Source organism: Psychrobacillus psychrotolerans, from assembly GCF_900115805.1.
GTDB lineage: Bacteria > Bacillota > Bacilli > Bacillales_A > Planococcaceae > Psychrobacillus > Psychrobacillus psychrotolerans.
The window spans coordinates 49,993-64,185 of sequence record NZ_FOXU01000006.1; the positions used below are offsets into that span (position 1 = coordinate 49,993).

The following is a 14,193-nucleotide window of genomic DNA, read 5'->3' on the forward strand; positions in this document are numbered from 1 at the left end:
GTTCTCTAGTGTACTAAAGTATTTTTAGGAGTGGTAATGTGAGCAAAATTCAAATGTTTGAAAAACCTCTGGGAATGAGAGATTCGTTTCCAGAAGTAAACGAACAAAAAGAATACATACGATTAACAGCAAGAGACTTTATACGAAGAAAAGGGTACGACTTTATAAAAACGCCATCCGTGGAGTATTTCGAAACAATAGGAAAGGCTTCCGCTATTGATGAATCATCTTTGTTTAAACTAGTAGACAACCAAGGCGAGATGCTAGTTTTACGTCCCGATATGACGACACCGATTGCTAGAATAGCAGCTTCTAAGTTATTGAAGGAAAAAAATCCATTACGCTTAGCGTACTATGCGGATGTATTTCGAGCACAACAGCGAGAAGGCGGAAGACCAGCAGAGTTTGAGCAGCTAGGACTCGAACTGATTGGGGATTTTAGTCCTTATGCTGATAGTGAAATAATTTATACAGCAATAGAACTGTTGAAGGATTTAGGAGTAGAAGGCTTCCGAATTACAATCGGTCACGCTGAAATTCTAACGGCTTTCTTGACAAACAACACGAATAATAATGAAGAAGTTGAATTGCTTAGACAACTTTTAGTTGAGAAGAATTTAGTAGGTTTCTCACAAATGTTAGAAAGCATGAACTTACTAGAAGAACAAAAAGATAGACTAAGTAAAATAATAGAATTTACAATCGATTCCAATGTATTTTCTGATTTCCGTCAATTCCTTAATGACGATCAACAATACTTAATTGATCAAGTGGAAGAACTTCAAGCTCTATTAGAATTCCAATTGAATGACTTTTCGGTTGTCTCTTTTGATTTCTCTTTGGCAAGTCATATGAGCTATTACACAGGCATGCTGTTTGAGATTCATGCAGCAGGAAGTGGCTTCTCTATTGGAAATGGTGGTCGATATGATGAGTTATTTAAACAGTTCAACGAAAAAGTAGGAGCTACTGGATTTGGTATCCGAGTAGATCGATTATTGGAAGTTTTACCGAAGCAACTAATGAAAGAAAAGCGCACACTTCTTTTATTTGATAAAGGCTCTTTTTCTAAAGCGAATGTGTTAGCGGAAGCTAGAAGAAATGCATCCGAATATGTGACACTGCAATACGCGGAGAGTGTAAGTGATATTGAAGCGTTTAAACAAATTTTCGATGAAGTCATTATCGTGTCCGAAGGTGGTTCTTTCCGTGAAGAATGAATTAACAATTGCAATGCCAAAAGGTCGTATTTTTGAAGAAGCATATAAACTATTTGTCCAAGCAGGATTTAACTTACCGGCCGAGATTGATGATTCTAGAAAGTTAATCGTAGAGGCTCCCGACGAGCGCATTCAATTCATATTGGCAAAACCGATGGATGTACCTGTATACGTTGAACATGGTGTAGCGGATATCGGTATTGCGGGCAAGGATGTTTTGCTAGAGCAGCATCGTGATGTCCATGAACTGTTAGATTTACAAATTAGTAATTGTTATATTGCTACTGCAGGTCTTCCGAACACAACGATGAACGATATTGCTCCACGTGTTGCTACAAAGTATCCTAGAATCGCAACAAACTTCTATAAGGAAAAAGGAGAGCAAGTCGAAATCATAGAGTTGAATGGATCGATTGAGCTGGCTCCAATGATCGGTCTTGCAGATCGCATTGTCGACATTGTTTCCACTGGACAGACTCTTAAGGAAAATGGCTTAGTAGAATATGAAAAAATTGTACCCATTTCCTCGCGGTTGATCGTTAATCCGGTAAGCTACCGAGTAAAAAGTGAACGGATTAATGCTTTTATTGCACAACTAAAAAATGAATTGAACAAAAGGTAGGGAATCCTATGAGAATAGAAAAGCTTACAAATACAATTTCATTATTGCGTTCGGTGGAACAAGCAAATGCCGATCATTTAACGACAGTTCGTGAGGTAATTACGGATGTACGAAAAAATGGTGATCTAGCACTTTTTCGTTACACAGAAAAATGGGATGGCGCAAAACTCACATCACTCAAAGTAACCAAAGAAGAGATGGACGAAGCGTATGCTAATTTTGATAGACAATTGATAGGTGATTTGGAAGAGGCAGCTGCTAATATTCGCGTATTTCATACAGAGCAGGTTCGCAAACAAATAGACTTTCCATTAGCTAACAATTCTTATATTCAATACAAAATTTCACCATTAGATGCGGTAGGTTTATATGTACCAGGTGGAACAGCTGCTTATCCTTCGTCGGTACTAATGAACGCAATACCTGCATTAGTAGCAGGAGTAGGCAGGGTGGTTATTGTATCACCACCATCGAGTAATGGAAAACTACCTGATTCAGTATTAGTAGCAGCTCGTATAGCTGGCATTACCGAAATATATAAAGTTGGCGGTGCTCAAGCTATAGCGGCTTTGGCCTACGGTACTGAGTCGATAAGAGCGGTAGATAAGATTACGGGACCGGGAAATAGCTTTGTAGCACTTGCTAAAAGAGAAGTGTTTGGTAGAGTTGCAATCGATATGATAGCTGGTCCAAGTGAAATAACGATAATTGCAGATGAAACTGCCTATGCAGACGAAGTAGCAGCCGATCTTCTGGCGCAAGCAGAGCATGATCGATTTGCAAGCTCTGTTTTAATCACTACAAGTGAAACTCTGGCAGAACAAGTTTCCTCAGAAGTAGAAAGACAATTAAAGCTTCTTCCGAGAGAAGAAATTGCTCGTGCATCTATTGAAAACTTCGGATATATCTATATTGCAGAATCATTAGAACAAGCGGTAGATGCGGTTAATGAACTTGCACCAGAGCATTTGGAAATTATTACAAAGCAACCAGAGGAACTCAGTAAAAAAATTAAGCATGCTGGAGCTATTTTCATCGGGAGATTCAGTAGTGAGCCAGTAGGTGATTATTTTGCGGGTACCAATCATGTACTTCCGACAAATAGCACGGCAAGATTTTCAAGTGGATTATGTGTAGATGATTTTGTGAAGAAAACAAGTGTCGTCTACTATTCGAAAGAAATGTGGCAGGAGCAATACCCTAAAATTGCACGCTTAGCGAGACTAGAGCAACTAGAAGGGCATGCTAGGTCTGTAGAGTCAAGAAGTTGGGATAAGGGGGATTCGCAATGACAAACAAAAGAACGGCAAAAATAGAAAGAATGACGAACGAAACAAAAGTATGGGTTGAAATAGATTTAGATGGTGAAGGAAAAGCGGACATAGATACAGGAGTACCATTTATGGATCACATGCTAGATTTATTTACTAAGCATGGCTTATTTGATGCATCTATTAAAGCTAAGGGAGATACATATATTGATGATCACCATACGACAGAAGACATCGGTATTGTTCTAGGACAAGCGGTAAAAGAAGCATTAGGAGACAAAACAGGTATTAAACGCTATGGTAATGCCTTTGTACCAATGGATGATGCTTTAGCACAAGTAGTCATTGATATTTCGAATCGTCCACATTTAGAGTTTCGTGCACAGTTTCCAACTGAAAAAGTAGGGAATTTTGATACAGAACTTGTTCATGAATTTCTCTGGAAATTTGCCTTGGAGGCACGTATGAATGTACATGTAATCGTTCATTATGGTGCAAATACACATCATATAATTGAATCAATTTTCAAAGCATTAGCTCGAGCTATTGATGATGCTATTACAAAAGACGATCGAGTGAAGGGTGTTCCTTCTACAAAAGGTCTACTTACATAAGAAGGAGAGAATAATATGACGTCGATTCAAGTTTACCCCGCAATTGATATGAAAGGTGGAAAATGTGTCCGCCTGTATCAGGGAGATTATGAGCAAGAAACCGTTTATGGAGATTCTCCATTCGATATGGCTAAGAAGTTTGCAGATGAAGGTGCTACATGGATTCATCTAGTGGATTTAGATGGGGCAAAAGATGGTGAAAAAATTCATGCCGACGTAGTTATACGCATTGCAAAAGAGCTACCAGTTAGTGTACAAATTGGTGGAGGCATTCGTACGAAAGAAGACGTTTTATTTTATTTGAATAACGGTGTAAATAGGGTAATTATAGGAAGTCTTGCTATTTCACAACCGGACTTAGTAGTAGAGTTATTGGAAGAATTCGGCGGTGACCGAATTGTCATTGGACTAGATGCAAAAGATGGCATGGTGGCTACACACGGGTGGCTAGAAACCTCTACGCAATCTGCCGTTGAGGTCGGTCAGTTTTTTGCTTCTAAAGGTGCCAAACACGTTATCTTTACGGATATTGCAACAGATGGAACGCTTCAAGGACCAAACTTACTGGCAAACAAAGAACTTGCTGAAGAAACGGGATTATCTATTATTGTATCGGGTGGGATTAGTTCGTTAGAAGATATTGCAGCCGTAGCAAAATTAGCGCAAACGACTACAGTTGCTGGTGTAATTACAGGTAAAGCATTGTACAATGAGCGGTTTACGCTTTCTGAAGCACTTCAAGAATCGATTAAATAAGTAAATAACCATTCGGTAATATCGAATGAAAGAGGAGTAAAACTATCATGACTAATTTAACATTTGATGAAAAAGGTTTAATACCTGTAATTGTGCAACACGCGATGACAAGAGAAGTATTAACTCTTGCGTATATGAATGAGGAAGCTTATGCAAAAACGGTAGAAACCGGAGAAGTATGGTTTTTTAGCCGTAGCAGACAGGAACTTTGGCATAAGGGCGAAACTTCGGGAAATACGCAAAAAGTAGTTTCTATTAAGACAGACTGTGACTCGGATGCATTAGTAGTAGAAGTACTGCCAGCGGGACCTGCTTGTCATACTGGAGAAGATACATGCTTCCATAAGACAGTAGAGAAAATGGATGACACGGTAGGCTTTAATGCAATCTCCTCTCTTATTAATGTTATCGAAGAAAGACAGCAGTCGATGCCAGAAGGTGCGTATACAACGTACTTATTTGAAAAGGGTGTAGATAAAATTTGTAAAAAAGTGGGGGAAGAGGCATCTGAAGTTATTATTGCTTCCAAAAATAATGATGGAGAAGAACTGAAGTGGGAAGCGGCAGATCTTCTATATCATTTACTAGTTCTTTTACAAAACCAACAAGTCAGTTTCTATGACTTACTGCAAGTATTACAGAAGAGACATGAAGCCAAAGCAGATAAAAAATAAATATATGTGATATACTGAAGAATATACTAATAAGGGACGTTTTTAACGTTCCTTATTATTTTTCGGAGGATTATATTGAATAAAAAAAGTAAAAAAGTACTTAGAGAAAATATCATATCGTTTTTACCTACGGGTGAATACTACTATAAAAAAGCATTAGATGAACTACAAAAAGACCAATATGAAAAAGCACATAAATATTTAAAACGAGCAGCAGAACTTAGTCCTAATGATCCCATGATATTGCTACAATATGCGATATTACAAATGGAGATAGATAATTTTGAACTAGCTCATGAGCTTTTGAGAAGTGCCCATGCTATTGATGGTAATGAGTCTGAAATAGTTTTCTTTTTAGCGGAAGTAAATGCCCATCTCGGGAATTTTGTAGAGGCCAATAAATTTGCTCAGATGTATTTGGAAATGGATATACAAGGGGAATATACGGAAGAAGCAATGGAAATTGTTGACTTCACTGAGCAGGAAGATATAGTTTCACTTCAAGTAGATGCACCATCAGGTGAAGCGTTATTTTTACAAGAAAAATCGAGACGTTTGATGGAACAAGGGAAGTTTGCTGAGGCGGTAGAGCTATTAGAATCTATCGTGGTGGATCATCCAGATTTTTGGGCGGCATTTAATAATTTGGCGCTTGCTTATTTTTATATTGGCGAAGAGGAACAAGCGAAAGCGTTATTACATGATGTCCTACATGAAAATAGAGGTAATATCCACGCGCTATGTAATTTAGCAGTGATTCATTACTATGAAAAAAATGTAGAAGATCTGGAAGAAATCGTAGAGTTATTAGCAAAGATAAACCCTTACTTTGTTGAACATCGCTATAAGTTAGGTGCAACATTTGCGTTAATAGGCAAATATGATCAAGCATTTAAATGGCTGAGAAGCTTACAGCGAAAAGGTTTTGAAGGGGATCCAGGATTCTATTTCTGGTTGTCTCATTCTGCTTATTTCTCTGGTCATGAAGAGATTGCTAAAAGTGCTTGGAAGTCGTTATTAAAACTTGATCCCGAAAAAGCTGGATTTGAACCTTGGTTACCTCAGAAAAGTGAATCAGATGATGCGGCTTCTAAAATTCAAAAGGAATACATTTTAGAGAAGATCGAGCATAAGCATGTGAGTGAACGTATATATGGGTTTTATTTGTTAGGGAAATCTAAGCATCGTCAAGAAATTATTTCACATCCTAAATGGATTGTTGTAGACAATCTAACAACGATGGAAAAACTATTCCTTGCCAATTCATTGGGGCATGATTTTGATGAGAAATCTCCTGCGGAGAAAGCTTTCCTACGGGCTATTGCAGCGACAGATTTATTGTATGATAAATATAAGCCGTTGGAACATGAAGACACATTTCTATTTCAAATGTGGTTTGTACTAGTGGAACGTGCACTAGAAAAAGGCTATAGCTTCAAAAATCCAAGTGCATTAGCAGCAGCAACGGAGTATATGTTTGAATCGTCTCGTTCTAAAAATGTAACGAAAAAATATTATGCCGAGCAATATGGTATTACGACCAATACATTGACTAAATATATTAACGAACTAATGCCATTTTTGCCTCTTTTTGATGCGTAGGCAAAATAGTTGAAGCGTATGAAAAAATCCTATAGATTGAGGATAGTAGCAATGTATGTAGGAGGAATAGAAGATGACTGTAGATAAAATTTATGATGTAATAATAATTGGTGCTGGACCAGCAGGAATGACAGCGGCGGTATATACTTCACGCGCAAACCTTTCCACTTTAATGATTGAACGTGGGATTCCAGGTGGACAAATGGCAAACACAGAAGAAGTTGAAAACTATCCTGGATTTGAAATGATCTTAGGACCTGAGCTTTCCACTAAAATGTTTGATCATGCGAAAAAATTTGGTGCGGAATATGCATACGGCGATGTGTCAGAAATTGTTGATGGAGAAGCTTACAAAACAGTTAAGGTAAGTGGAAAAGAATATAAAGCATTAGCAGTCATTATTTCTTCTGGTGCGGAATATAAAAAAATGGGAATTCCGGGCGAAACTGAGCTTGGTGGCCGCGGAGTTAGTTATTGTGCAGTTTGTGATGGAGCTTTCTTTAAACAGAAAAACCTTGTAGTTGTAGGTGGAGGAGACTCTGCTGTTGAAGAAGGTGCGTTCCTAACGAAATTTGCAAACAAAGTAACTATTGTGCATCGTCGTGATGCGTTGCGTGCACAAAAAATTCTTCAAGATCGTGCATTTGCAAACGAGAAAATTGATTTTATCTGGAACACCACTTTAAAAGAAATTCATGGCAAAGATGGTAAAGTAGCAAGTGTTACATTAGTGTCTACTGTTGACGGTACGGAAAAAGAATTTGAAACAGACGGTGTATTTGTATATGTAGGGATGCTTCCATTAACAAAACCTTTTGGAAACTTAGGCATTTTAAATGACAATGGGTATATTGTGACAAACGAAAAAATGGAAACAACTGTACCTGGGATATTCGGCGCAGGAGATGTTCGTGAGAAAATGCTTCGTCAAATTGTTACTGCAACAGGCGACGGAAGCATTGCTGCACAAGCTGCGCAACACTATATTGAAAAATTGAAAGACAAAACAATCTCAAACGCTTAATTTAACTTTATTTTAATCTGATTGTAAACGTCTTGAAATATACAAAGTGTATAGTAAAGAATATAAATTGACCCCCCTTTTTATATAGAAACATTTGACGGGCTGTTTCGCGATATTAATCGTGAAGCAGCCTCTTTTTATGAAAATTAATGTATAATATAGTTTATTAACACATGATAGATGTGGAGTGAAGATTTGTGCAAAGAATAGCAAACCTGCTCGTATGTAAAGATGATAAAGTACTACTATTAAAAAAACCAAGAAGAAATTGGTATGTGGCACCAGGCGGTAAGATGGAAATAGGAGAATCTATTCTAGTTTCTGCCGTAAGAGAATTTACAGAAGAAACTAATACTGTTCCTATACAGCCACACTTAAAAGGAATTTACACAATGGTTATCGAAGAAGAAGGTAAGCGTGTAGATGAATGGATGTTATTTACCTTCGTCGCTAGAGATATAGAAGGTATACCTTATGAAGTAACAACCGAGGGTATATTAGAATGGCATTCAGTCGAAAGCTTACACCATCTTCCTATGGCCGAAGGTGATCGAACAAATCTATTATTTGCTGCGCAAGAAAAAGGTATGCAATATGGAACTTTTGTATATACACCTAATTTTGCCTTAATAAAGGAAACAATTCAGCAGTCAACGGAGGGAGAATAAACAATGGATAGTCTTCAAAAGCACGAAACAGAAGTTGTCATTATTACAGGAATGTCAGGTGCTGGAAAGACTGTAGCTATCCAAAGTTTTGAAGACCTTGGCTATTATTGTATTGATAACTTACCACCAGAACTATTAAGTACGTTTATCAAACTTATGATAGAGTCCAACAAACAACCACGGAATATCGCAGTGGTAATGGATTTGCGTGGTGGAGATATGTTCAATTCATTAGCAGATTCTGTTAATGAATTAGAAGAGGCAACAAAGGTGACACCGAAATTACTATTTTTGGATGCCGGAGATGAAGTACTAGTTAGACGATACAAGGAAACACGTCGATCGCATCCACTCGCTAACTCCGGATTACCATTAGAAGGTATTAAAAAAGAACGACAATTACTTTCTGATTTAAAGGGAAGAGCACAATACATTTACAACACTTCTAAGATGAAACCACGGGAACTAAGAGAGAAAATACAAGAAGAGTTTTCCTCCAAAAGCAGTCAAGTGTTCACTGTGAACGTCATGTCTTTTGGATTCAAGCATGGTATTCCGATAGATGCTGACTTAGTGTTTGACGTACGCTTTTTACCTAATCCCTACTATATAGAAGAGCTACGCTTAAAATCTGGGCTTGACGAAGAGGTGTCTAGTTACGTATTAAAGTGGATCGATACTAAAACCTTAATCGAAAAGTTAACAGATCTGTTCCAATTCATGATTCCTCAATATAAAAGAGAAGGTAAAACCCAACTAGTTATTGCTTTTGGATGCACCGGAGGGCAACATCGCTCTGTTACACTAGCCGAATACTTTGGAAAGTCATTGAAAGCAGACGACAAAACCCTTGTAACGCACCGCGATGTTGTCATTAGAAAGGATTGAAGGAATGAGATCTACAAAACATCGTAAAAAATTGGTGATACTTGGTGGAGGTACGGGTCTGTCTACGTTACTTCGTGGCTTAAAGAAATTTCCACTGGATATTACAGCAATTGTAACGGTTGCCGATGACGGTGGTAGCTCTGGGCGACTACGTGATGAATATGATATACCGCCTCCAGGGGATGTTCGAAATGTGTTAGCAGCCCTTTCCGATGTGGAGCCTTTAGTAGAAGAAATGTTTCAGTATAGATTTTCTCAGTCCGAGGAGTTAAAAGGTCATTCACTAGGCAATTTAATGTTAGCTGCCCTAACCTCTATAACAGGGGATTTTGCGCATGCCATAACGGAAATGAGTCGAGTGCTAAATATTCGCGGAAAAGTTCTACCTGCAGCCAATCAAATAGTAACTTTACATGCATTGTTTGAAGATCAAACAACCGTTGCGGGAGAATCTAAAATCCCTAAGTATGGTAAAAAAATTGAAAAAGTATTTATTACTCCTACGGACGTGAAACCGCTGCCAGAAACGATTAATGTCATTCGTCAGGCAGATGTTATTGTTATTGGTCCAGGAAGTCTATATACTAGTATTTTGCCTAATCTATTAGTGCAAGATATTCAACAAGCAATTAGGGAATCTAACGCAAAGAAAGTGTATATATGTAATTTAATGACACAGGCAGGGGAGACAGGGAATTATTCTGCATATGATCATGTAAATGCCCTGATCGAACATGTCGGAGAGAATTTCTTAGATGCTGTGTTGATAAGTAAGGAAGAAATTCCCGAAAATGTTCAGTATATGTATAAACAAGAGCAAGCATCTCCTGTTAAAATAGATATTGACCAATTAAAAAAGTTGAATATAGATATAGTAAAAAAAGACATTTCAGTCGTTCATGGCGGTGCAGTCCGTCATGATGCAACCGAAGTGGCAAAATGGCTTGTAGAATACGCAGACGGTTTAAAAACTTAACCCGTCCAGGAGAAAGGGGGAAACGGAAATGTCGTTTGCTTCTGAAACAAAAAAAGAGATGACCCAGGAAGAATCAGAACCTTGCTGTGCACGGGCAGAGCTATCAGCGCTTATACGCATGAATGGATCTCTCTCTTTTAGCAACAAAATGTTAAGCTTAGATGTACAAACAGAAAATGCAGCTATTGCTAGAAGACTATATACGTTGATAAAATCGTTATATCCATATCAAGTAGAATTGCTCGTTCGAAAAAAAATGAGGTTGAAAAAGAATAATATTTATATTTGTCGTATTAGAGATGGGGCAAAAAGTCTGCTAGAAGATCTTCAAATTCTAAAAGACGGCTTTCAATTTGAATATTCTATCTCCAAAGATCTTGTCTCAAAAAATTGCTGTAAGCGTGCTTATCTTAGAGGTGCCTTTTTAGCAGGAGGATCAGTAAATAATCCGGAAACTTCTTCTTATCATTTAGAGATTTATTCTTCCTATAAAACACATAGTGATGCACTAGTAGATTTGATGAACGGATATGAACTAAATGCGAAAACAATTGAACGAAAAAAAGGGTTTGTCGCCTATTTAAAAGAAGCAGAAAAGATATCCGATTTTTTAAGTATTGCGGGTGCTCATAGAGCATTACTAAAATTTGAAGACGTTCGAATAATTCGAGATATGCGAAATAGTGTTAACCGACTAGTAAATTGCGAAACGGCCAATCTGAATAAAACAATTAGTGCAGCCATTCGCCAAGTGGACAATATACGTTTTATCGAAAATTCTATCGGATTAGATCGGTTACCTGAAAAACTTCGTGAAATAGCTAGGTTACGTGTAGAGTATCAAGATGTTACACTTAAAGAACTAGGTGAGATGGTTTCCTCAGGCGATGTGAGTAAATCAGGTGTTAATCACCGATTGCGAAAAATAGATGAAATAGCAAATGCGCTTCGTAATGGAGAGACAATTTAAGAAATGGGGAGTAGACTATGGCAGAACAGCAGGTGGAAGTAAAATTATCTTCAGGACTTCAAGCAAGGCAGGCTGCACTTTTTGTACAAGAAGCAAATCGTTATATTGCAGATGTCTATTTAGAAAAAGATACTAAAAAAGTGAATGCAAAAAGTATTATGGGAATTATGAGTTTAGCGATCAGCAAAGGAACAAAAGTAGGCTTAAGTGCAGACGGTTCCGATGCAGAGGAAGCAGTAGAAGCTTTAGCTAACTTCATCTCGAGTGAATCATAAAAACGAACGGCCTCATTAGTCATTTAGACGAAAGGGCTATTTTTTTTGAGGAAAATAAGGCATTATAAAACTCAAGAAGTTAGGAAAGTAGTTGCTCCATAACTATTTAACGGTATCTTAGTAAATAAGATAGGTGGTGACTGTATGAAAAAGAATTTCATCTTAGGATTCTTTTTATGCTTAATCGTTTTAGCAAGTATTCAATTATCCAAAAGTACCCTAATAGAAAATGCATTAACGGATGAGTTTTTTAGTAGTGATACTATTTTAAGGATAGAGGAAATAAATAAGACGAATTTTACAGAAACCAATACATCATTAGAAAAGCAGCAAGAAATGAAAGAATTACTAAAAGGGCAGAAACTATCAATACTGGAGAAATCGTTTGATCCGCTTAAGGCAGAATATAGGATAGTGTCAACATCAAATCCGAATGACCAAATTTATATATTTGTTGAGGAAAATGTAATTGTATTTCCTCACAAAAGTAGTAGAGGATATAGCATAAAAAATAATCATGAGCTGATAAGAGAAGTTGATTTTTTATTGAAGTGAGGAAATTTCCTTTGAAAAAATCCCAAAGGAATAAATTCCTTTGGGATTTTAGTGGATAGATTATGCTTTTTTCATTTCGCTACGATCGATAATATGATCGATTAAGCCATATTCTTTAGCACGTTCAGCAGTCATGAAATTATCACGATCTGTGTCTTTTGCAATGACTTCGATTGGTTGACCAGTACGTTCAGAAATAATTTTGTTCAACTTATCGCGTAAATGTAAAATGCGTTTTGCAGCAATTTCGATTTCAGTTGCTTGCCCTTGTGCTCCACCAAGTGGTTGGTGAATCATTACTTCTGCGTTAGGAAGCGCATAACGTTTCCCTTTTGTTCCAGCAGTAAGTAGGAATGCTCCCATAGAAGCAGCCATACCGATACAAATTGTTTGTACATCAGGTTTGATGAACTGCATTGTATCATAAATTGCCATACCAGCTGTAATACTTCCGCCTGGGCTATTGATGTAGATAGAGATATCTTTTTCTGGATCTTCTGCTTCTAGGAATAATAATTGTGCAACGATTGAGTTTGAAACGTTGTCATCAATAGCACTTCCAAGCATAATGATACGGTCTTTTAATAATCGAGAGTAGATGTCATATGCACGCTCTCCACGATTAGTTTGTTCAATAACAGTAGGAATTAAATTCATCCTGATTTCCTCCTTCAAAGGTGGGTTAAATTATTTAGTTACTGAGAAAAGTTCCCTCAGTTGTAACTTTATCATACACATAATGGTCAAGGAAGGTCAAATGTTAAGCTTTGAAATGTTTGCTTGAATTATATGCCTTCTATTTGTATAATAGATAAGTCGCTTGCCCTTGTAGTGTAATGGATAACACACAAGCCTCCGAAGCTTGTAATGTGAGTTCGATCCTCGCCGAGGGCATATTATTTCAACATAGTTATACATAAGATATTTCAATCCTCCGTTTATTTTCTATATAAACGGAGGGTTTTTATTAGTTTAAAAATACTTGGGTTTGTATTGTTTAGGGTGTTTTTTCGTCCTCTTTATTTCTTCTATCAAAGGAAACTGCATAAGCATCATGTCTAAAATGAAGAATCGGATCTTCGGAAAGGTCGATACCTTCTCCCACTATTGTAGGGTCAAACAATAGACTTTCAGTAGGTAGTACCTTTTTATTTATTGTTAAACGCCCTACTAATATCTTTTGTCTATCAGATGGCCATTTATCGGTAGGGTCATCGGTAGGATCTGTATCTTCCCCTATTCGAATATAGAGCTCAAATCCGACAGAGCCTTTTTCGACTCGCTTCTCTAAGTCCTCGTGTAAATAATTCTTCGATAAATGAATGTTGTCCAAGATAGAAGGGGATTTTTCATCTTTTAAAGGATGCCATTCGTATTTTATAGATTGTCTTTTACCTTCAGCATTAACTAAAAAGAATGCATGAATAGGGTAGTAGTTTAAAGCCGCATAGCTAATAGGAGGTTGCTTTAGCTGTTCCTTAAGAGTGAGCAATGTATTCTTATGCTCTGGAAAGGTTGTCAGAAGCTTAGCCACTCCTAAACCTAAATCTACGGAGTGAATACCCGTTTTATGAGAGCCTAAAATTTTCAGCATATCTATAAAGGTTTTAGGGTCTTTTGTGACGAACATTGGAACTGTGGTACACACTTGATGACTAATAGAACCATCTGGCTGATGGAAATGGATAGCCATTCCTTTAGCTGGAGATAAAAAATCTGCTGCAGAGGGGTCTGGTGGACTATTGGAAAAACGAACGGTAGCAGCTACTGGTTCTTGTTGAAGATGGGGTGCCGTCGTATATGGAATCGCATTTCCGTTTGGAATAAAAGTGGCTTCATAAAATTCGCCTTTTGCATGGGCACGTCGATAACCAGGAAATTTACCTTGAAGTTGTTCTAATGTATTAACGGCATTTTGCGGTAGTGAATTACTCAAACAATCACCTCGTTTTTTTGAATGAAAAGAAAGATTTCATTTATTAATCATTACCACTGAATAAATTACCTAAACAATGAAGTACTAAAAATATGTAAATATAGTATGAAATGGTTAGCTAAGCTGATTTATATCTAAAATA

16 protein-coding genes and 1 tRNA gene are annotated in these 14,193 nt (G+C 37.3%); 15 read left to right on the top strand and 2 right to left on the bottom strand.

What is annotated here, in order from left to right:
• The first annotated feature begins 38 nt into the window (after nucleotides 1-38).
• From BM260_RS12315 to BM260_RS12380, 14 genes are all read left to right on the top strand, one after another.
• The gene (locus BM260_RS12315) at nucleotides 39-1,220 is read left to right on the top strand and encodes an ATP phosphoribosyltransferase regulatory subunit (RefSeq protein WP_093537654.1); all 1,182 of its coding nucleotides are present in this window, start codon (nucleotides 39-41) and stop codon (nucleotides 1,218-1,220) included.
• A 13-nt stretch (nucleotides 1,221-1,233) separates the two neighbouring features.
• Nucleotides 1,234-1,842: an ATP phosphoribosyltransferase gene (gene hisG / locus BM260_RS12320; RefSeq protein ID WP_245762730.1), complete on the top strand. Its 609-nt coding sequence runs from the start codon at nucleotides 1,234-1,236 to the stop codon at nucleotides 1,840-1,842.
• A gap of 8 nt (nucleotides 1,843-1,850) precedes the next feature.
• Nucleotides 1,851-3,134 (top strand): histidinol dehydrogenase, encoded by a 1,284-nt coding sequence (gene hisD / locus BM260_RS12325; RefSeq protein WP_093537655.1) that lies wholly within the window; start codon nucleotides 1,851-1,853, stop codon nucleotides 3,132-3,134.
• Nucleotides 3,131-3,727, top strand: coding sequence for an imidazoleglycerol-phosphate dehydratase HisB (gene hisB / locus BM260_RS12330; RefSeq protein WP_093537656.1), 597 nt, complete (start codon nucleotides 3,131-3,133; stop codon nucleotides 3,725-3,727). The genes hisD and hisB overlap by 4 nt, the downstream gene beginning before the upstream one ends.
• 15 nt (nucleotides 3,728-3,742) lie before the next feature.
• Nucleotides 3,743-4,483: a 1-(5-phosphoribosyl)-5-[(5-phosphoribosylamino)methylideneamino]imidazole-4-carboxamide isomerase gene (hisA, locus tag BM260_RS12335; RefSeq protein WP_093537657.1), complete on the top strand. Its 741-nt coding sequence runs from the start codon at nucleotides 3,743-3,745 to the stop codon at nucleotides 4,481-4,483.
• 47 nt (nucleotides 4,484-4,530) lie between these two features.
• A complete protein-coding gene (hisIE, locus tag BM260_RS12340; RefSeq protein WP_093537658.1) occupies nucleotides 4,531-5,157 on the top strand; it encodes a bifunctional phosphoribosyl-AMP cyclohydrolase/phosphoribosyl-ATP diphosphatase HisIE in 627 nt (208 codons plus the stop codon).
• 75 nt (nucleotides 5,158-5,232) lie between these two features.
• A complete protein-coding gene (locus tag BM260_RS12345) occupies nucleotides 5,233-6,759 on the top strand; it encodes a tetratricopeptide repeat protein (protein WP_093537659.1) in 1,527 nt (508 codons plus the stop codon).
• Between the two features lie 73 nt (nucleotides 6,760-6,832).
• Nucleotides 6,833-7,783: a thioredoxin-disulfide reductase gene (trxB, locus tag BM260_RS12350; RefSeq protein ID WP_093537660.1), complete on the top strand. Its 951-nt coding sequence runs from the start codon at nucleotides 6,833-6,835 to the stop codon at nucleotides 7,781-7,783.
• Between the two features lie 197 nt (nucleotides 7,784-7,980).
• On the top strand, nucleotides 7,981-8,451 hold the full coding sequence (locus BM260_RS12355; RefSeq protein WP_093537661.1) for an NUDIX hydrolase: 471 nt from the start codon (nucleotides 7,981-7,983) through the stop codon (nucleotides 8,449-8,451).
• A gap of 3 nt (nucleotides 8,452-8,454) precedes the next feature.
• Nucleotides 8,455-9,339, top strand: a complete 885-nt coding sequence (gene rapZ / locus BM260_RS12360; protein WP_093537662.1) for an RNase adapter RapZ — start codon at nucleotides 8,455-8,457, stop codon at nucleotides 9,337-9,339.
• Nucleotides 9,340-9,343: 4 nt separating this feature from the next.
• Nucleotides 9,344-10,315, top strand: a complete 972-nt coding sequence (locus tag BM260_RS12365) for a gluconeogenesis factor YvcK family protein (protein WP_093537663.1) — start codon at nucleotides 9,344-9,346, stop codon at nucleotides 10,313-10,315.
• 28 nt (nucleotides 10,316-10,343) lie between these two features.
• Nucleotides 10,344-11,285 carry a DNA-binding protein WhiA gene (gene whiA, locus BM260_RS12370; RefSeq protein WP_093537664.1) on the top strand — a complete coding sequence of 314 codons (942 nt, stop codon included), beginning with the start codon at nucleotides 10,344-10,346 and terminating at the stop codon, nucleotides 11,283-11,285.
• Between the two features lie 17 nt (nucleotides 11,286-11,302).
• Nucleotides 11,303-11,560 carry an HPr family phosphocarrier protein gene (locus tag BM260_RS12375; protein ID WP_093537665.1) on the top strand — a complete coding sequence of 86 codons (258 nt, stop codon included), beginning with the start codon at nucleotides 11,303-11,305 and terminating at the stop codon, nucleotides 11,558-11,560.
• Between the two features lie 144 nt (nucleotides 11,561-11,704).
• Nucleotides 11,705-12,115 carry a hypothetical protein gene (locus BM260_RS12380; protein ID WP_093537666.1) on the top strand — a complete coding sequence of 137 codons (411 nt, stop codon included), beginning with the start codon at nucleotides 11,705-11,707 and terminating at the stop codon, nucleotides 12,113-12,115.
• 60 nt (nucleotides 12,116-12,175) lie between these two features.
• Here the strand turns inward: BM260_RS12380 and clpP are convergent, their stop codons facing one another.
• Complete coding sequence (gene clpP, locus BM260_RS12385) at nucleotides 12,176-12,772, bottom strand: ATP-dependent Clp endopeptidase proteolytic subunit ClpP (RefSeq protein WP_093537667.1); 597 nt, start codon at nucleotides 12,770-12,772, stop codon at nucleotides 12,176-12,178.
• A gap of 165 nt (nucleotides 12,773-12,937) precedes the next feature.
• Between clpP and BM260_RS12390 the strand changes: the two genes are divergently transcribed.
• Nucleotides 12,938-13,009 (top strand) — tRNA-Arg (locus BM260_RS12390).
• A gap of 103 nt (nucleotides 13,010-13,112) precedes the next feature.
• On the opposite strand, the gene BM260_RS12395 is transcribed toward BM260_RS12390, so the two are convergent.
• On the bottom strand, nucleotides 13,113-14,051 hold the full coding sequence (locus BM260_RS12395; RefSeq protein ID WP_093537668.1) for a catalase: 939 nt from the start codon (nucleotides 14,049-14,051) through the stop codon (nucleotides 13,113-13,115).
• Nucleotides 14,052-14,193: the final 142 nt, after the last annotated feature.